Origin of the sequence: Terriglobus roseus DSM 18391, from assembly GCF_000265425.1 — a bacterium.
Classification (GTDB): domain Bacteria; phylum Acidobacteriota; class Terriglobia; order Terriglobales; family Acidobacteriaceae; genus Terriglobus; species Terriglobus roseus.
In genome coordinates, this window is the sequence record NC_018014.1 from 3,939,193 (window position 1) to 3,956,459 (window position 17,267).

Consider the following 17,267-nt stretch of genomic DNA (forward strand, 5'->3'; position numbering starts at 1 on the left):
TCACCACACAGAATGCCTCAAAACGGATACCAGGGTCGTACTTCGCGCTCGCGCTCCATGCGGTCGCTCTTTTCGCTGTTCTCAAACGATCTCGCGATCGATCTGGGCACGGCGAACACGCTGGTCTACGCCAGCGGTAAGGGCATCGTGGTCAACGAGCCTTCCATCATCGCCGTGAACAAGATCACGAACGAGGTTGAGGCAGTCGGCAAGGAAGCGAAGGAGATGGTGGGCCGCACCCCCGGCAACATCGTCGCCATCCGTCCCATGAAGGACGGCGTCATCGCCGACTTCCGCCACACTGAGAAGATGCTGAACTACTTCATCCAGAAGGCGCACAACCGCAAGATGCTGGTCCATCCCCGCATCATCATCGGCGTGCCCTCTGAGATCACGCAGGTAGAAAAGCGTGCGGTTGAGGACAGCGCCTATCGCGCAAAGGCCTCTGAGGTGTACCTGGTTGAGCAGGCCATGGTGGCGGCGATCGGCGCAGGCCTTCCCATCACCGAGCCGGGCGGCAACATGGTCGTCGACATCGGTGGCGGTACGACGGACATCGCGGTCATCTCGCTCGCAGGTATCGTCTACTCCCGATCGGTCCGCATGGCCGGAAACCAGATGGATGAGGCAGTTGCTAACTTCCTCAAGCGTAAGTACAACCTGCTGATCGGCGAGCGTACTGCGGAACAGATCAAGATGGAGATCGGCTCGGCATTCCCGCTCGACAAGCCGCTGACCATGGAGATTAAGGGCCGCAATCTGATCGAAGGCGTGCCGAAGACCATCACGATCGACGACTCGGAGATCCGTGAGGCGCTCGGTGAGTCCATCGCGACGATCATGAATGCCATCCGCGTCGCCCTCGAGCGCACCCCGCCAGAACTCTCCGCGGACATCAGCGATCGAGGCATCGTCCTTACCGGCGGTGGTGCACTCATCAAGAACCTCGATCGCCGCATCCGCGAGGAGACGGGCCTGCCCGTTTCCATCGCCGACGACCCACTCGCATCCGTGGTACTCGGCACCGGACGCATGCTCGCCGACTTCGGCCTGCTGCGTAAGATCGCCATCGATTAGTTTTTGAGTTTTAGTCCCTGGTCTTCGTTGCTCTGTTTTCACGGAGCAACGAAGGCCAAGACTGACCGCCAGGACTAAGAACTATTCCATGGAATCCTTCTTCACCCGCTTCAAGAGTGAACTGGTGCTGCTCGCTGTGCTTCTGGCGCAGGTGATCGGTCTGGCCCTGCAGGTGAAGCGGCCGCAATACGGATCGCGGGAAGACGGACACCATGTTCGCATCGCTCGCGCGTGGGCGGCCTACACCGTCACACCCATTGAGTCGGTCCTGAAGCACTCCGGCGGCGGCATCCGCGGCTTGTGGCACAACTACATCGATCTCCGCCACGTCCGCCAGCACGATAAGGATCTGCAGTACCAGATCGACCAGCTACGTCTTCACGAAGCAGCACTCGCCGAAGACGCCCGCCAGGGACAGCGGCTGCAGCGCATGCTGGCGTTCAAGCAGCAGTACGTTGGAAAGACGATTGCCGCGCAGGTCGTCGGCACCGGCGGCGGCGACAGCTCCCGCATTGTCACCATCGACAAGGGGTCGGCCGACGGACTCAAGCCCGACATGGCAGTCATCACTCCCGACGGTATCGTCGGCAAGGTGCGCGATGTCTTCGCGCAGTCCTCCCAAATTCTTTTGCTGAATGATCCCAGCTCCGGCGCAGGCGTTCTGCTGCTGACCACTCGCACCCGCGGCATCCTGCATGGCGGCCCAGGCGGCACACTGATGATCACCAACCTGCTGCCGGATGACCGCATCAAGGCCGGCGAATCCCTCATCACCAGCGGCGGAGATCGCGTCTTCCCGCGCGGCCTACCCGTGGGCACCGTCGTCAGCATCAAGCCGGATCCGGAACACCAGCCGTACGCCATCATCGCGATTAAGCCGGCGTCTAATCTCGATCGGCTGGAAGAAGTCCTCATCGTGACCGATGTCGCCGAGCAGCTTGCCCGGACGAACACTGTGGCCGATGAAGCGGATGAGGCCGGCAAGAAGGCCGCCGAGGTCGTCGCCGATCGACTGCCGAGCCTGAAGGACCCGAACGCGACGCCGCTCAAGCCAGGCGAGACAGCTCCCGTAGCCACCCTGCCCAAGCCGCCACCGGCGCTCCACACAGACCGCTATTCGCCGGGCTCCATCCCGGCCGCAACGTCGCTGCAGCCTGGTGCTTCGAACAACGAACTCGTCACGCCGCCCAGCCGCCCCAATCCAACCGCAAGACCAGCGGAGGAACAGTAGATGGTCAGGAGATTCATCAACCGCCGCGAGCTTGAAGAGCACCATTTCCATCCGGCGGTGCTGTTTGCCGTCCCGCTCGGCGCGTTGTTCCTGCACGCCTACCTGCCCCGCATCTGGGCGCCGCTCGGCATCCTCGACCTGCCACTGATTGTCGTGCTGTACTTCTCCGTCTCATGGCGTTCGCCCATTGCAGGCACGCTCATCGGCACGGCCGTGGGCCTCTTGCAGGATCTGCCAAGCAATCAGTACATCGGCTTCAATGGCATGGCAAAGGCCGCCATCGGCTACGCTGCAGCATCCATCGGCCTGAAGATCGACGTCGAGAACGTCATCACCCGCGCCGCCATGAACTTCGGCTTCTGCCTGCTGCAGTCGGCCCTTTTCTTCATCATCGAGCGGTTCCTGCTCGGCGACAGCACCTACGCCCTGCGCTGGGTCCACGAACTTCTGCGCGCCGCCATCAACGCGGCACTCGCCCTGCCGATCTTCTTTCTGCTCGATCGAACCCGCATGGACGAGTAGCACAGGCAAACTTCCCCTGCCCTGCGGGCCGGCGCATGATCGGAAGAGATTAGTGGCCGTCCGAAGAAGTTGACGTCCGGCTTAATGCAGCAGCCACATTCATCTCCGCCGCCGGCCGCATAGGCGCCAGCGCGGCCTGTTCGCGCTCGTGCAACTTCACATCCGCAGCAGGGATTGGCGGCAGCCGATAAACCTCCAGGTGCAGTCCGTTCAAGACAGCCAGTTGCAACCCATCCGGCGACAACGAAAAGTTCCCGCCCGGTCGCTGCGCCGGCGAACTGGTGACACGCAAGAGTTCATCACCTTCACGGCCGCCGTACACGCGAACTTCCTGCCCACGGATCTCATCTGCATCCGGCCGGTCGCTGCCCTGCATCCCGACTGTCGTCAACGTATTCCGCACGGCAAAACGGCCAGTCTCCGGAGCAGCATCCACGCTCAACCAGAGCGGTGCATCGTTCGTCGTGAAGACCCACTTTGCCTCGGCCAACAGATTGAAACCGCCCATCAGTTTGCGGTCTTCGCCACCGCGGCAGCCGTAGGCGTAGAACTCCGCATCGCTGACGAAGATACTCCGCGGACGGCACGTGCTGTTAAAGCCCGCGAGCTCAATGTTTTTGCCGGCAAACGTGTGGAAGTCGAAGCCCCAGTGCGTGCGATCTTCGCGGACAGTCTGCAGAACGCCCATCGACGTGAAGGCCAGCGAAAACGCCTCTTTTGAGGTAGCTCGTCCGCGATTGCCCAGCCTTACCGCGCCGGTTTCATCGATCGCCAGCCGGTAGAACGTGGCGGAGACCGGTCGATCTTTCGCCTCTGCGGGGTCGTCGCCAATCTTCATCGGCGGCGTCGTCTCCACCAGCATCAGGTCGCGCGATGGGCTGAACTCCAGCGCCTGCAGATCATCGTCCGACTCCAGCAGCGTCCGTTTCCCAAGCTGCTCTTTATTGAACGATCCCATCGGATCGAGCGAATACAGATCGCCACGAATCCGCAGCAGGAAGTGGCCCTTCCCCAGAGGCCACAGGTAGGACGCGCGGTCATGAACGCGCCACTCTGTCTCGCGGAGCACCTTACCATCCGGAAGGTGAATCACCACAGCGCGCACAAAGTGGTCGTCATCGCCCTCGCGCTGTTCGGAGCTGCGCGGGATCAGCTTCTTCGTCGTGAACGTTACCAGAAGATGCTGCGGATCGATGAAGTTCACCGTTGCGTTCGTATAGCCGGCGCGCAGCGAAACGGGGCTCGTGGCTGGGCGGTAGCCCATTGCATCCAGCGGGAGCGAGATCGCAGGCGTCGGCGTAGGCTTCGCTACCGCAACATCGTCAGCCCGCACAGTGGAAAGGCAAGAGAGTGCCACGACCGCGGCAACGAACAGGCGTGTTGGCAGGCGACTGGCAGGCTGCATAGTGGTGATGATGTCCTCTATCGTAGACGAACCGCTCGACGGAAAGCCGCACAACAGAAGAAGCGCCTCGTGCCAGATCGCACAGAAGTTTGTGCGACATTGAAAGTATGTCCCCTCAGCCAAAATCGCGAAGCATGGGCTTTGCCGCGTGTGCCGCCGCAGGTGCGCTCTGGGGCACGGGCTTTTTCTTCGGCAAGATCGCGCTGCGAGAGGTCGCCGTTGGCCACATGGTTCTCTACCGCTTTCTCTTCGCAGTCATTCCCATGCTGCCGCTCGCGCGCGGCCGGGGCGAACGCTGGAGCCGTCGTGACTGGACCATCCTGATCGTCACCGCCTTCTTCGGCGTGCCGGTGCAGTTCCTGGTGCAGTTCTACGGACTCTCGCTCACCACACTCAGCCATGCTGCTCTCATGATCGGCACCATGCCTGTCATCCTCGCGCTGGCAGCAGCAGTCTTCCTGCATGAACGCCTCAACAAGGTAGGGTGGGGTGCCCTCGCCGGATCCACCGCAGGCGCGTGCCTCATCGCGCTGGGCGGTCATAGCAACGCAGCATCTTCGCTCAAAGGTGACCTGCTGATTGTGACGTCGCTCGTCGTCTCCCTGATCTGGATTCTGGGCAACAAGGATCTGCTGAATCGCCATCGCACCTTGGAAGTCAGTGCACGCAGCCTCATGGTCGGCACGCTCATGATGCTCGTCTGGGTCTGGCTGCAGTACGGTCCGCCGCCGGTGCACGGAATCTCGGGCAAAGCCTGGGCGTCACTCGCCGCCAGCGGATTACTTTGTACCGCATCAACAACCATGCTGTGGAACTGGGGCATGACACAGGTGCCCGCTTCGCAGGCGGGTATCTTCCTGAATATGGAACCTGTAATCGGATCGCTGCTGGGTGTGCTGGTCTTTCACGAACAGCTTGGCGTCTTCGCCTGGCTGGGCGGTGCGCTCATCGTCGGCAGCGCTGCTCTGTTGACCGCACGCAGTCCGGCAGGCGCCGAGGCCGCGGCGATGGCGCCAGTCGAATGAAAACCCACGCAGCAGTGCCTCGCATGATCGCCATTGATATGGACGGCACCCTCGTGCATCCCGGCGGCACTGTCTCCGACGCCAACCAGGCATCGTTACAAAGAGCACGCGAGAACGGCGCTCGCATCGTCATTGCCACCGGCCGCCGCCATAGCTACGCCATGAAAGTCCTCCGTACCGCCGGCATGCAGCAGGACGACATCGTTCTCAGTTCCAACGGCACCGTCGCGCGCACCATCAGCGGCGATCTCATCTTCCGCGACACCATGCCGCTCTCAACTGCCGAGTGGCTCTGCACCCAACTTGGCGAGTATCGCAACGCCTTCGTCTTCACCTTCGACAAGCTGGGCCCGCACGGCGAAGACATGCCGGGCGCGCTCGTCCTCGAAGAACTCGACGAACTGCATGGCTCCATCGGCAAGTGGATGGAGGCGAATGCACCCTTCATTCGCCGCATCGTTCCCATCGAAGACGCCCTGCTCGGCGAAAACGGCCAGCCCGGTCAGCTCCCCATCCAGGCTATGCTCTGCGGCAGCATGGATCGGATGGAGCGTGCCATGGCCGAACTCGCCACCACCCACGACGACCGCGTCTCTCTGCACAGAACGGAATACCCCGGCCGGGACCTCTGCATCGTCGACATCCTGCCGCGCGGCTGCTCCAAGGGCTCCGGCCTACGCCGCCTGTTGGCGCTTGAAGGCATGACGCCCGACCACCTGATGGCCATCGGCGACAACTGGAACGACATGCCCATGCTCGAGCTCGCCCGCTGGCCCGCCCTGATGGGCAATGCTCCGGAGACCCTTCGTGAGCTCGCCACGCAGCAGGGCTGGCCCATCACCTGCTCACACGATCTCGACGGCGTCAGCGAAGCCATGGCCTTGCACTTCCCCGTATCCGTCCTGTCCGCGCGTTAGCCAGTCTCCCTCCAATGCGACCCGCCACCCTTCCGTTGCACCCCGGCTCGTTTGGATCTCCGGCTATTGGGGAATGCCAGGAATCAACCTCCCGGTGCTAGGCTGAAAGACGAATGCTCCCCCGCGTCCAAAGCGTCCAGCTTTTCGTCTTCGCCGCACTTGCGTCACTGGCGCCCGCCTGCGCACACGCTGCGGAGATCGTCACCCTGCAGAGCGGTTTCACCATTCGCTGCGCCTCGCGCGAGCCCCTCTCACAGACCACGATCCGCCTGCACATGCGCTCGACCGGCGATGCCGACAACTATATGGACATCCCGGCCAGCTCGATCGCAGCAGTCGAAACGACACCCGACGAAGTCCCCGCAGCGGCCGCGCTCCCGCAGGCCAAGACGTTCGACACATCCAGCATCCTTGCCGACTCCGGTGCTCGCCACAACGTCAACGTGGCCCTCCTGGCCGCGGTCGTCCACGCAGAGAGCGCCGGCAACGCCCACGCCGTCTCACGCACAGGCGCACAGGGTCTGATGCAGTTGATGCCCGGCACCGCAGCCGGCCTGGGCGTGAAGGACAGCTTCGATCCAGCCAGCAACGTCAACGGTGGCAGCGCCTACCTGGATGCGTTGCTGCGTCGTTATCACGACAACCTGCCGCTAGCCCTGGCTGCCTACAACGCCGGCCCTGCTGCGGTCGACCGCTATCACGGTATCCCGCCCTTCCGCGAAACCCAGGCCTACGTCGCCCGTGTCATCCGCGAGTTCAACCGCCGCGTCGCGCAGGAAAAGACAGCTTCCTCTACCGTGGCGGCTCGCTAAACATGAACAAGCGCAAGGCGATCCTTTGGGGTGTTGTCATTCTCGTGCTGGCTTTGCTGGCATGGAAGCTCCATACCTCAAACTTCGAATGGGGACGCTTCTGGCAGGCCTGCCGCTCGGCGGACTGGCGTTTGCTCCTCCTCGCCGTCCTGCTCATCTACAGCATCAACATCTTCCGCGCGGCGCGATGGGCCATCTTTCTCAAGCCTTCGCTGCCACCGGGCCGCCGCGTTCACTGGTGGAGTCTGCTGGGTTCGCAGTTCATCGGCTTCGCAGGCCTCGCAGCACTGGGCCGCGTCGGCGAACTGATCCGCCCGTACCTCGTCAGTAAGCGCACCGGCCTATCGTTTTCGTCGCAGGTCGCGGTGGTGGCGGTGGAACGTGTCTTTGACCTTGGTGCCTTCGCCCTCATCTTCTCCGCAAACCTGCTGGTCTCTCCGCAATTGGCGACTCTGCCGTACCACGAGTACTTCCACCGCATCGGTTACGCGATCTTCGGTCTGACTCTCTTCCTGGGTCTGTTCGTCGTCGGCGTCCGTCTCGCCGGAGGAGTCGTGGCGCGGATGTTCGGCAGCGTTGCCGGTCGATTCTCTCCGACCGCGGGCAACGCCGTCGCCTCGAAGATTCTGCAGTTCCGCGGCGGCCTCAACACCATCGGCAGCGCCATGGACTTCCTGAAGGTCTCGCTGCTCAGCCTCGCCGCATGGCTCTCCGTCGCCGTCAGTTATGTCGTCGTGATGCGAGCATTTCCTTCGCCCGTTCACGATCTCACCATCGCTCATTCGGTCCTCCTGATGGGCTTCAGTGTCGTCGGCGGCGTGGTGCAACTGCCCGGTATCGGCGGAGGCGCCCAGGTGCTCTCCATCACCGCGCTCACAAAGCTCCTCGGCGTCCCCGGGGAACTGGCCACCAGCGCCGGCATGATCCTGTGGCTCGTCACCACCATGAGCATCATTCCCGCGGGCCTGATCTACGCACAGTTCGAGCACGTCTCTCTGCGTGGCCTCGCCAATGCCAGTGACGAAGCCTCTGAGGACACGGACGCCTCACACAGTACACTGGACCTCAAATGAAATGTCCGTTTTGCGGCTGGGCCCAGGATAAAGTCGTCGACTCACGCGAAAGCAAAGAGGCCGACAGCATACGGCGCCGGCGTGAGTGCGAAAAATGCAACAAACGCTTCACCACCTATGAGCGGATCGACGAGATCCCGTACATGGTCGTGAAGAAAGACGGTCGCCGAGAAAAGTTCGACCGGCAGAAGGTCCTCAGTGGTCTGCTGCACGCCTGCGAAAAGCGTCCCGTACCCACCGGTAAACTCGGCAAAATCGTCGACGAGACCGAAGCGTTCGTCGTCGATTCCCCAGACCGGGAACGCACCACCAGCGAAATCGGCGAACTGATCATGTCGCACCTGCGCGAGATGGACACGGTCGCCTACATCCGCTTCGCTTCGGTCTATCGCGACTTCAAAGACGTGCGCGAATTCAAAGCCGAACTCGAAGAACTGCTCGGCTCAAAACCTCGCAAGCCGACGGTCTAGGTCGCTCTTACCTCTGCGGTTTGTCATCCCGTAGCGCAGCGGAGGGATCTGCGTTTTGGCCTGCTCGCCCATCCAGTCCCAGAGGTCACGGCTGCCCGCCCTGTCGCGCAGGGCGCGAGCACACCACCATCTATGACATCTAATACTGCACCGGTGGGCCAGCAGATAAGCAAATCCCACGCGATGACGATCGGTGACGGGCTCAGTCCGAAGATTCCCCCACCGGCCCAGCCCAATCAAGATCTTTCCCACCTCATCGCAAACCAGCGTAGCCTGTAGCGCATCACAGCAGCGGTGATGCTCACGGGCTACGTACTGCTTGCAGCTACGCCGTGTTCCGCTCAGGTCCAGTGAGTGCGTCTTCTAAAAATCTCAGCCGTTGAATAAGGTGCAATAACATGACCGACCTCCACTCGATGGGCCTTCCCTTCTGGTTCCTCGTTCTCAGCTTGTTTCTGCCGCGCATCTCGATGCTGGTGCTCTATCTCCAGGGCCACACCGGCAGCACCTACGTCATCCAGTGGGTGCCCGTTCTGGTCGCGCTGCTCGTCCCGCGCATCCTGATCCTCTTCTGGATCTATACGGCGCAGGGTCTCAGCATCTGGTTCCTCATCCACGCCATCGCCCTGCTCATCGCATGGGGCGGCACGGGCGGACGCACCGTATACCGCCGCCGGCGCAGCGACCTGTAACGCTACGGCAGCAGGACAGTTATCCGGATGATCGGAAAGGGCGCGGCTTCGGCCGTGCCCTTTTGCGATTCGTCCACGCGACCAAACCAGCGCAGGAGCCGCAACAAGCGTCAATTCCCTGTTTTCGGTATCCTTACCAGACAGACAAGACGACAAGGACTGGATCAGATGGAACGTCGCAAGGTGGGTATCCTGGGCGCGACCGGCACCGTGGGTCAGCGCTTCATTCAATTACTCGAGTCCCACCCGTGGTTTGAGATCACATGGCTCGCCGCCAGCGAGCGCTCTGCAGGCAAACGCTATGCCGACGCCTGCCGCTGGAAGCTGGACACACCCATGCCCGCGCGTATCGCGGAGATGGTGCTGCAGCCCAATACACCCGCTGCCAACACGGAAGAAGTGCCGCGCATCATCTTTGCCGCGCTCGACTCCGACGTGGCGAAAGAGCTCGAACCAGCCTTCGCCGAGGCAGGCTGCGCCGTCATCTCCAACTCCAGCGCCTTCCGCATGACGGAAGACGTGCCCCTCGTCATCCCCGAGGTCAACGCAGACCACCTGCCTCTGCTGCTCCAGCAGACCTCCGTGAAGAACGGCAAGGGCGGCTACATCGTCACCAATCCCAACTGCTGCGCCATTGGCCTTGTGCTCGCACTTGCACCGCTGCAGGAGCGCTTCGGCATCGAAGCCATGTTCGTCAGCACCATGCAGGCTGTCAGCGGCGCCGGCTACCCCGGCGTGCCCTCGCTCGACATCCTCGGCAACGTCGTCCCCTTCATCAAGAACGAAGAGGAGAAGCTGCAGGAAGAGGTCAACAAGCTCCTGGGCTCCTTCAACGGCGCGGCCATCGACATGCTGCCCGCCAAGGTCAGCGCGCACTGCAACCGCGTCGCTGTCATCGACGGCCACACGGAGTGCGTCTCCATCAAGTTCACCAAGCCCGCGACGCGCGAAGAGATCCTCGCCGCCTGGAGCGAGTTCCAGCCGCTCACGCAGCATCATCTGCCCTCCGCGCCCGAGCACCCGGTGATCTTCAACGAGGCCATCGACCGCCCACAGCCGCGCCTGGACGTCAACGCCGGCAAGGGCATGAGCACCACCGTCGGCCGCCTTCGCGAGTGCTCCCTGTTCGACTGGAAGTTTGTCCTGCTCAGTCACAACACCGTTCGTGGAGCCGCAGGTGCGGCCGTCCTGAACGCCGAAGTGCTGGCCAAGATGGACCTACTTCCCGGCCAGATCAAACACACGCAGACCGGTGCTGGCCGAGAGTTGGTGTCGGCATGAGCACCGCTCCCCGTCCCCAGCTCGTTGTCATGAAGTTTGGCGGCACCTCCGTCGAAGACGCCGCAGCCATCCGCCGCACTGCGGCCGTCGTGCGCAGCCGCCATGACAAGGGCCTTGAAGCCGTCGTCGTCGTCTCCGCCATGGCCAAGGTCACGGACCAGCTCCTCGCAGCCGCGTCCGCAGCCGGCCACGGCGATAAGGCAGGCGCACTCGCACTCAGCGCCCGCCTGCGTTCGCGCCATCTCGAAACCGCGGCCGACCTCGTCAAGCCACCCGCCCTGTCAACGCTGCTGAACCATATCCAGCATGACTTCGACGCGCTCGACGACCTGCTGCGCGGCATCGCCGCCGTGGGCGAACTGACGCCGCGTACCACCGACCTTGTCGTCAGCTTCGGCGAACGCCTCTCCAGCCAGATCGTCGCCGCAGCCTTCGAAGCCAACGGCCTCAAGGGCACGCACCTCGACGCGCGCCTGTGCGTCATCACCGACGACAGCTACGGCAAGGCCATCCCGCAGGAAGCCCTCATCGAACAGCGCATGAAGCAGCACGCTCTGCCGCTGATCGAACAGGGCCTCACGCCCGTCATGGGTGGCTTCATCGCATCGAACGAAGCCGGCATCACCACTACGCTCGGCCGCGGCGGCAGCGACTTCTCCGCCGCACTCGTCGGCGGTGCACTGCACGCGGGCGCCATCGAGATCTGGACCGACGTTAACGGCATCATGACGACCGATCCACGCATATGCCCCGACGCCCTGCGCGTGAAGACCATCTCCTTCGAAGAGGCAGCCGAACTCGCCTACTTCGGCGCGAAGGTGCTGCATCCCGCCACCATCCTTCCCGCCGTGCAGAAGAACATTCCCGTCTGGGTGCTCAACAGCCGCAACGCCGCCAACGAAGGCACGCGCATCAGCGCGGTTGCACCGCCCTGCCGCTCGCCCTTCAAGAGCATTGCGATGAAGAAGAAGCTCACCATCGTCGACATCGTCGCCAGCCGCATGCTCATGTCGCACGGCTATCTCAAGGCCGTCTTCGACGTCTTCGACAAGCACAAGGTCGCCATCGATATGGTCTCCACCAGCGAGGTCTCGATCTCCGTCACCGTCGATACCAGCGATCGCCTGCCGCTCATCGCGGAAGATCTCGCCAAAATCGCAGACGTGAAGTACGAGAGCAACAAGGCGCTCATCTGCCTTGTCGGCGAAGACATCCGTGGCCACAGCGGCATCGCGGGCAAAGTCTTCACCGCGGTCGAGCACGTAAACGTCCGCATGATCTCGCAGGGCGCCAGCGAAATCAATATGAGCTTCATGGTTGAAGAGGAAGAAGCCGCAGAGGCCATCCGCTCCCTGCACCGCACCTTCTTCGTCGATCCGGATCCAAACATCTTCGACCTGGACGCGCGCGCCAACACCACCGGCGCACCGCCGGTAAGCACAACTACGTCCGTTGTGGTGCAGTAGGCATCACACGTCACGCATACCGCCGCATGTTGCACTCTGCAACATGCGGCGAGCACGAATCGTAGGTACGGCTTCAGCCGCGCCGATAAGCAGCAAAGAACTAAGGGGCTTTAGCCCCGGGGATTGAACCATGCGAGTGCTGGTACTGGGTCACGGCAAGACAGGCAAGCTGGTTGCGGACGTAGCGTCCGAACGCGGCCACGGCGTACACGTTCTGGATGCGAAGGAAAATCCGCGCGGATCCGCGCTCACCGCGCCCTTCGTCGCAGGCTTCGACGTCGTCATCGACTTCACCACGCCTGAGGCCGTGCTGACCAACCTGCGCGCATGCCTCGCCGTCGGCGCAAAGGTCGTTGTCGGCACAACGGGCTGGTACAACAGCCTGCACGACATGAGCGCACTCGCCCTCCGCAAGGAAGGCGCCCTGCTCCACGGCACCAACTACTCCATCGGTGTGCAGGTCATGCTCAAGATCGCAAAGCAGATGGCCGAGCCGCTACGCAAGGCCGGCTACGAGTTCAAGATCGAGGAGACGCACCACGTCACCAAGCTCGACGCGCCCAGCGGCACCGCCATCAGCCTGCAACAGGCACTGGTCGGCGCAGGTGAAGTCCCAATCACCTCCGTGCGCGAGGGCGACGTCCCCGGCCTCCACATCGTCGAAGCTGTCAGCGGCGCCGACCGTCTGCTGCTCACCCATGAGGCCTTCAGCCGCCGTGGCTTCGCCGAAGGCGCCGTCCGTGGAGCCGAATGGCTCAGCACCCGCAAGGGTGTCTACGACTTCAGCGACATCTTCACCGAACTCTAGAAGTTGAGACACAAACATTTCGGGAGAGGCAGGGCTTCGGTCCTGCCATTCCAGCTTTAGCAACAAGAGCGGCTCCAGCCGCTGAGGGAAATCGTCACCATGGCAGCCATCGCAGAAGCAACACGCACCTTCGCCGACCTCACCTTTGAAGAGAAGCTAGACCGCATGGCCCTCGTCGCCGTCAAGGTCGGCCTGAACCTGCGCGAAGGCCAGGAGCTCCTCATCACGGCATCGCTCGATCACGTCGCCTTCGTGCGCCGCGTCGTCGAGCAGGCCTATAAGGCCGGTGCCAGCATCGTGACGGTGATGTACGCCGATGACGACGCCACCCTCTCGCGCTACAAGTACGCACCCGACGCCAGCTTCGACGCCGTCCCAAAGTGGCTCACCGAAGGCATCGCCGAGGCCTACCGCAGCGGTGCCGCACGCATGGGCATCACTGGCGCGAACCCATCGCTGCTGAAGGACCAGGACCCCACCAAGGTAAGCCGCGTGAACGTCGCCATGTCCAGGGCCTCCAAACCCGCGATGGAGCTGGTCACACGCCACACCATCAACTGGACCATCGTCGCCGCCGCTACGCCTGCATGGGCCAAGCTCATGTTCCCCAACGTGCCGGAGAACGAAGCCGTCGCACGCCAGTGGGATGCCATCTTCCACGCTTCGCGCATCACCGGCGCAGACCCCGTGCAGGACTGGAAGGATCACGGCGCCAACATCGCCAGGCGCGTCGCGATCCTGAATGACAAGCGCTTCCACTCCCTCCACTTCCGTGGCCCCGGCACCGATCTCGTCGTCGGTCTTGCCGACGATCACCTGTGGGCCGGTGGCGGTGGCGTCTGCGGCAACGGCATCTTCTGCAACGCCAACATCCCCACCGAAGAGTGCTTCACCACGCCGCACAAGGATCGCGTCAACGGCACCGTCACCGCCTCCAAGCCGCTCTCGCACCAGGGGACACTCATCGAAAACATCAGCGTCCGCTTTGAGAACGGCAAGATCGTTGAAGCCAACGCCACCGCAGGTGAAGAAGCCCTGCGCAAGCTCATCAAGGTGGACGAAGGCGCCAGCCACCTGGGCGAAGTAGCCCTCGTCCCGCACGGCTCACCCATCGCGCAAAGCGGCCTGCTTTACTGGAACACGCTCTTCGACGAGAACGCCGCAAGCCACATCGCACTCGGCCAGGCCTACGCCACCTGCATCAAGGACGGCGAAACCCTCGACGAAGAAACTCTGAACGCCAAGGGCGCAAACACCAGCCTGATCCACGTCGACTGGATGATCGGTAGCGGCGAGATGAACGTAGACGGCGTCCATGCCGATGGCACCGAAGAGCCGCTGATGCGATCGGGCGAGTGGGTGTAATTTGTCCGCACTCGAGATGAAGTCAACCCGTCTCGAAGCCTTCAGTGACGGCGTCATCGCCGTCATCATCACCATCATGGTGCTGGAACTCCGCGTCCCCGCGGCAAGCGGCCTACCGGGCTTCCTCACAATCGTTCCCCGTCTCGGCATCTACGCGCTCAGCTTTTTCATGGTTGCCATCTACTGGGTCAACCATCACGAACTCTGCCGCCGCAACGAGAGCATCAACTACCGGGTCCTCTGGGCCAACCTCCTCTTCCTCTTCCTCCTCTCGCTCGTTCCCTTCTTCACGGACTACGTGCAGGAAAAGCACTTCGACTCCTTCTCCGTCGCGATCTACACCGTAGTCATGATGTCATCCGGAGGAGCCTTCCTCGTACTCCGTCTCGCGCTCAATCAACTCCATCAGCTACACGGCGAACCGCTGCCCAAACAGGACCGCGCAGAGACCATCAAGCACGTCACCAGCATCGTCCTCTATCTCGCTGCGCTGCCCATTGCGTACTACAAACCGATCCTCGCGCTCCTGCTCAATCTGCTCGTCACCTTCATCTGGATCGCGCCCGAACTCGGTCTGCACCGTCCCGGCAGGCACCACGCCCCGCACGCGTAACCGCCCGCCGCGATACACTCACAAGCGGTATGGAACCTGCGATTTTTCACGGACTCGGCACAGCGATCATCACTCCCTTTCACGCGGACGAAAGCGTCGACCACGCATCGCTGAAGAAGCTTGTCGAGGCGCAGATCGCTGGCGGCGTCGACTTCCTCGTAGCCTGCGGCTCCACCGGCGAAGCCAGCACGCTCACCGAGGACGAGACGAACGCTGTCATCTCCACGGTCATCGCGGCATCGAACGGTCGCATCCCCGTCGTTGCCGGCTGCACGCACAACAGCACGCGTGAAGCCGCGCGCCGCGCCACCGCCATCGCAAAGATCCCGGGCCTTAGCGGCATCCTCACCGCGAACCCCTACTACAACAAGCCCACCCAGCAGGGCCAGTACCTGCACTTCAAGGCGATCGCAGACGCCGTCGCGCCCCTGCCCGTGCTGCTCTACAACATCCCTGGCCGCACCGCCGCTAACCTGGACCCGACAACGCTCATGCGCCTGGCCGTCCTGCCCAACGTCGTCGGCATCAAGGAATCCAGCGGCAACCTCGCGCAGATCGGCGAGATCCTCGCCATCAAGCCCGCAGCCTTCGCCGTCTTCGCAGGCGACGACTATCTCGCGCTGCCCATCATCGCGGGTGGCGGAACAGGCCTCATCTCCGTCGCATCGAACGTCGCACCAAAGCTCGTCTCGCAACTGATCAAAGCCGCTCTCGTCCACGACCTCGGCGCAGCACGCGAGTTCGCAAAAGAACTGCATGCACTCAACAACGCCTTGTTCTCTGAGCCAAACCCGGCACCGACCAAGGCGGTCCTCGCGATGATGGGTCTGATCGAAGGCGACACACTCCGCCTGCCGATGATGCCCGTCGGCGATGCGACGCAGGAGAAGCTTCAGACCGTGGCAACGGACCTGGGGCTCCTGCCGCAGTAATTTACTGCCGCCAATTACGCTCCTCGATCGGAAGGGCACAGCTTCAGCTGTGCCAACAACAACTCCCCATTGCATCGGCTTTAGCCGCTGAGGTTTAGCTTTCTTCTGCTGATCGCAGAGAGCGGACCTCAGGGGCTAAAGCCCAGTTCCGGAGAACTCACATCGGCACAGCTAAAGCTGTGCCCTTCCGATCCCTGCGACTTTCGAACGATTGGAATCGGCCGGGACCATTCGCCTATGCTTCTCGAAATGCTCTTGGCAAAGCCGACACCGTGCCCTTCCGACCAACCAAAATCCGTTGCGCTTCCTAAACGATTGCAAGCCGGCTATCGAAGACGACGCCTACTCCCGGATGACTACCTCTTGCGCTTCTCTTCTTCGATCGACGCAAACCAACCCGCATACGGCGTGTTCTTCGCCAAATGCCGGTTCAGATCCGGCGCACCATCGTCCCACCACACAGCACCACGCTCGCCCAGCGCATGCTTCGCCGCATCCACGCGCTTCCGCGCAGCCTCACGCCCCGCAGCATCACTAGCCCGCATAGCCCTGCCCTTCGCACTCCGCGCCAGCATCAACTCATGCACCAGCCGCTCCCGCTCCGCTGCACTTAAAGCAGGGTTCGAGCAACGCCAAAGCCGCCCCCGAACCACAAAGTAGCGACCATCGGGCGTCACCGGCGGACTGTGCTTCTCTCTCACCTCAAGTCGGATGCACACAGGCGCTTGATAAACTTCCCTCATGCCTTTTCAAGATCTGGAACAACGCATCGAGCATGCGTTCTCGCTCGGTGCAGCCGCAGTTGCGGAGCGCGAGTCTATCGATGCCTTCAACGAACTGCGTGACGCCCTCGAAGCCGGCACACTGCGCTCCGCCGAGCCGGACGCCACCAGCCCCATCGGCTGGAAGGTCAACGCCTGGGTCAAGCGCGGTATCCTCCTCGGCTTCCGCCTCGGCACCCTCGTAGACATGAGCTCCGGCGCCTTCGTCGACAAGCACACCTACCCCGCCCGCATCTTCACGCCGGAACAGGGCATCCGCATCGTTCCCGGCGGCTCCTCCGTCCGCGCCGGCGCCTTCCTCGCCAAGTCCGTCGTCATGATGCCGCCCGCCTACGTCAACGTCGGCGCCTACGTCGATGAGGGCACCATGATCGACTCGCACGCCCTCGTCGGCTCCTGCGCCCAGATCGGCAAGCGCGTCCACCTCTCCGCCGCAGCCCAGATCGGCGGCGTCCTTGAGCCCGTGAACGCAACCCCCGTCATCATCGAAGACGACGTGCTCGTCGGCGGCAACACCGGCGTGTACGAGGGCACCATCGTCCGTAGCAAGGCAGTCCTCGCGGCCGGCACCATCCTGACCCGCGGCACACCCGTGTTTGACGTCGTCAACAACGTCACCATCCGCGCCACGGCAGACATGCCGCTCATCATCCCTGCCGGAGCGGTCGTCGTTCCCGGATCCCGCGCCATTACCAAGCCCGGCGCCGAAGGCCTCAGCGTCTACACACCCATCATCGTCAAGTACCGCGATGAAAAGACGGAGCTTTCGCTCACGCTCGAAGACCTTCTGCGCTAA

Annotated in this window: 18 protein-coding genes; 16 read left to right on the forward strand and 2 right to left on the reverse strand. The window is 62.7% G+C overall.

What is annotated here, in order from left to right:
- The first annotated feature begins 12 nt into the window (after positions 1-12).
- The 3 genes from TERRO_RS16090 to mreD all read left to right on the forward strand — a co-directional run bounded on the left by TERRO_RS16090 (position 13) and on the right by mreD (position 2,830).
- Positions 13-1,077 carry a rod shape-determining protein gene (locus TERRO_RS16090; RefSeq protein ID WP_014786753.1) on the forward strand — a complete coding sequence of 355 codons (1,065 nt, stop codon included), beginning with the start codon at positions 13-15 and terminating at the stop codon, positions 1,075-1,077.
- Positions 1,078-1,165: 88 nt separating this feature from the next.
- Positions 1,166-2,308, forward strand: a complete 1,143-nt coding sequence (gene mreC, locus TERRO_RS16095) for a rod shape-determining protein MreC (protein ID WP_014786754.1) — start codon at positions 1,166-1,168, stop codon at positions 2,306-2,308.
- The gene (gene mreD / locus TERRO_RS16100; RefSeq protein WP_014786755.1) at positions 2,309-2,830 is read left to right on the forward strand and encodes a rod shape-determining protein MreD; all 522 of its coding nucleotides are present in this window, start codon (positions 2,309-2,311) and stop codon (positions 2,828-2,830) included.
- Between the two features lie 49 nt (positions 2,831-2,879).
- Here the strand turns inward: mreD and TERRO_RS16105 are convergent, their stop codons facing one another.
- Entirely contained in the window at positions 2,880-4,235 is a 1,356-nt protein-coding gene (locus TERRO_RS16105; protein WP_014786756.1) for a hypothetical protein, read from the reverse strand.
- A gap of 134 nt (positions 4,236-4,369) precedes the next feature.
- On the opposite strand from TERRO_RS16105, the gene TERRO_RS16110 reads away from it, so the two are divergent.
- From TERRO_RS16110 to dapA, 12 genes are all read left to right on the forward strand, one after another.
- On the forward strand, positions 4,370-5,260 hold the full coding sequence (locus tag TERRO_RS16110; RefSeq protein WP_014786757.1) for a DMT family transporter: 891 nt from the start codon (positions 4,370-4,372) through the stop codon (positions 5,258-5,260).
- A gap of 23 nt (positions 5,261-5,283) precedes the next feature.
- On the forward strand, positions 5,284-6,177 hold the full coding sequence (locus TERRO_RS16115) for an HAD-IIB family hydrolase (protein ID WP_245536124.1): 894 nt from the start codon (positions 5,284-5,286) through the stop codon (positions 6,175-6,177).
- A gap of 113 nt (positions 6,178-6,290) precedes the next feature.
- On the forward strand, positions 6,291-6,989 hold the full coding sequence (locus TERRO_RS16120) for a lytic transglycosylase domain-containing protein (protein ID WP_014786759.1): 699 nt from the start codon (positions 6,291-6,293) through the stop codon (positions 6,987-6,989).
- A gap of 2 nt (positions 6,990-6,991) precedes the next feature.
- Positions 6,992-8,062, forward strand: coding sequence for a lysylphosphatidylglycerol synthase transmembrane domain-containing protein (locus tag TERRO_RS16125; protein ID WP_014786760.1), 1,071 nt, complete (start codon positions 6,992-6,994; stop codon positions 8,060-8,062).
- Positions 8,059-8,532 (forward strand): transcriptional regulator NrdR, encoded by a 474-nt coding sequence (gene nrdR, locus TERRO_RS16130; protein WP_014786761.1) that lies wholly within the window; start codon positions 8,059-8,061, stop codon positions 8,530-8,532. Before TERRO_RS16125 ends, nrdR begins: the two co-directional genes overlap by 4 nt.
- 398 nt (positions 8,533-8,930) lie before the next feature.
- Positions 8,931-9,224 carry a hypothetical protein gene (locus TERRO_RS16135; RefSeq protein WP_014786762.1) on the forward strand — a complete coding sequence of 98 codons (294 nt, stop codon included), beginning with the start codon at positions 8,931-8,933 and terminating at the stop codon, positions 9,222-9,224.
- A 168-nt stretch (positions 9,225-9,392) separates the two neighbouring features.
- The gene (asd, locus tag TERRO_RS16140) at positions 9,393-10,505 is read left to right on the forward strand and encodes an aspartate-semialdehyde dehydrogenase (RefSeq protein WP_014786763.1); all 1,113 of its coding nucleotides are present in this window, start codon (positions 9,393-9,395) and stop codon (positions 10,503-10,505) included.
- The gene (gene lysC, locus TERRO_RS16145) at positions 10,502-11,971 is read left to right on the forward strand and encodes a lysine-sensitive aspartokinase 3 (RefSeq protein WP_014786764.1); all 1,470 of its coding nucleotides are present in this window, start codon (positions 10,502-10,504) and stop codon (positions 11,969-11,971) included. Before asd ends, lysC begins: the two co-directional genes overlap by 4 nt.
- Positions 11,972-12,101: 130 nt before the next feature.
- Positions 12,102-12,779, forward strand: coding sequence for a 4-hydroxy-tetrahydrodipicolinate reductase (locus TERRO_RS16150; protein WP_014786765.1), 678 nt, complete (start codon positions 12,102-12,104; stop codon positions 12,777-12,779).
- 99 nt (positions 12,780-12,878) lie between these two features.
- Positions 12,879-14,144 carry an aminopeptidase gene (locus TERRO_RS16155; protein ID WP_014786766.1) on the forward strand — a complete coding sequence of 422 codons (1,266 nt, stop codon included), beginning with the start codon at positions 12,879-12,881 and terminating at the stop codon, positions 14,142-14,144.
- A 16-nt stretch (positions 14,145-14,160) separates the two neighbouring features.
- Complete coding sequence (locus tag TERRO_RS16160; protein WP_014786767.1) at positions 14,161-14,757, forward strand: TMEM175 family protein; 597 nt, start codon at positions 14,161-14,163, stop codon at positions 14,755-14,757.
- Positions 14,758-14,786: 29 nt separating this feature from the next.
- On the forward strand, positions 14,787-15,689 hold the full coding sequence (gene dapA, locus TERRO_RS16165; RefSeq protein WP_014786768.1) for a 4-hydroxy-tetrahydrodipicolinate synthase: 903 nt from the start codon (positions 14,787-14,789) through the stop codon (positions 15,687-15,689).
- Between the two features lie 356 nt (positions 15,690-16,045).
- Here the strand turns inward: dapA and TERRO_RS16170 are convergent, their stop codons facing one another.
- Entirely contained in the window at positions 16,046-16,408 is a 363-nt protein-coding gene (locus TERRO_RS16170) for a hypothetical protein (RefSeq protein WP_245536125.1), read from the reverse strand.
- A gap of 22 nt (positions 16,409-16,430) precedes the next feature.
- Here TERRO_RS16170 and TERRO_RS16175 point away from each other — a divergent pair, with 22 nt between their 5' ends.
- Positions 16,431-17,267 carry a 2,3,4,5-tetrahydropyridine-2,6-dicarboxylate N-succinyltransferase gene (locus TERRO_RS16175; RefSeq protein ID WP_014786770.1) on the forward strand — a complete coding sequence of 279 codons (837 nt, stop codon included), beginning with the start codon at positions 16,431-16,433 and terminating at the stop codon, positions 17,265-17,267.

What these genes read in the sequence shown, in the direction of transcription:
- TERRO_RS16120 (WP_014786759.1), top strand. Translation starts at nt 6,291, where the DNA reads ATGCTCCCCCGCGTCCAAAGCGTCCAGCTTTTCGTCTTCGCCGCACTT.
- lysC (WP_014786764.1), top strand. Translation starts at nt 10,502, where the DNA reads ATGAGCACCGCTCCCCGTCCCCAGCTCGTTGTCATGAAGTTTGGCGGC.
- TERRO_RS16175 (WP_014786770.1), top strand. Translation starts at nt 16,431, where the DNA reads ATGCCTTTTCAAGATCTGGAACAACGCATCGAGCATGCGTTCTCGCTC.
- TERRO_RS16125 (WP_014786760.1), top strand. Translation starts at nt 6,992, where the DNA reads ATGAACAAGCGCAAGGCGATCCTTTGGGGTGTTGTCATTCTCGTGCTG.
- nrdR (WP_014786761.1), top strand. Translation starts at nt 8,059, where the DNA reads ATGAAATGTCCGTTTTGCGGCTGGGCCCAGGATAAAGTCGTCGACTCA.
- mreC (WP_014786754.1), top strand. Translation starts at nt 1,166, where the DNA reads ATGGAATCCTTCTTCACCCGCTTCAAGAGTGAACTGGTGCTGCTCGCT.
- TERRO_RS16160 (WP_014786767.1), top strand. Translation starts at nt 14,161, where the DNA reads ATGAAGTCAACCCGTCTCGAAGCCTTCAGTGACGGCGTCATCGCCGTC.
- asd (WP_014786763.1), top strand. Translation starts at nt 9,393, where the DNA reads ATGGAACGTCGCAAGGTGGGTATCCTGGGCGCGACCGGCACCGTGGGT.
- TERRO_RS16105 (WP_014786756.1), bottom strand. Translation starts at nt 4,235, where the DNA reads ATGCAGCCTGCCAGTCGCCTGCCAACACGCCTGTTCGTTGCCGCGGTC.
- dapA (WP_014786768.1), top strand. Translation starts at nt 14,787, where the DNA reads ATGGAACCTGCGATTTTTCACGGACTCGGCACAGCGATCATCACTCCC.
- TERRO_RS16150 (WP_014786765.1), top strand. Translation starts at nt 12,102, where the DNA reads ATGCGAGTGCTGGTACTGGGTCACGGCAAGACAGGCAAGCTGGTTGCG.
- TERRO_RS16110 (WP_014786757.1), top strand. Translation starts at nt 4,370, where the DNA reads ATGGGCTTTGCCGCGTGTGCCGCCGCAGGTGCGCTCTGGGGCACGGGC.
- TERRO_RS16115 (WP_245536124.1), top strand. Translation starts at nt 5,284, where the DNA reads ATGATCGCCATTGATATGGACGGCACCCTCGTGCATCCCGGCGGCACT.
- TERRO_RS16135 (WP_014786762.1), top strand. Translation starts at nt 8,931, where the DNA reads ATGACCGACCTCCACTCGATGGGCCTTCCCTTCTGGTTCCTCGTTCTC.
- TERRO_RS16090 (WP_014786753.1), top strand. Translation starts at nt 13, where the DNA reads ATGCCTCAAAACGGATACCAGGGTCGTACTTCGCGCTCGCGCTCCATG.
- mreD (WP_014786755.1), top strand. Translation starts at nt 2,309, where the DNA reads ATGGTCAGGAGATTCATCAACCGCCGCGAGCTTGAAGAGCACCATTTC.
- TERRO_RS16155 (WP_014786766.1), top strand. Translation starts at nt 12,879, where the DNA reads ATGGCAGCCATCGCAGAAGCAACACGCACCTTCGCCGACCTCACCTTT.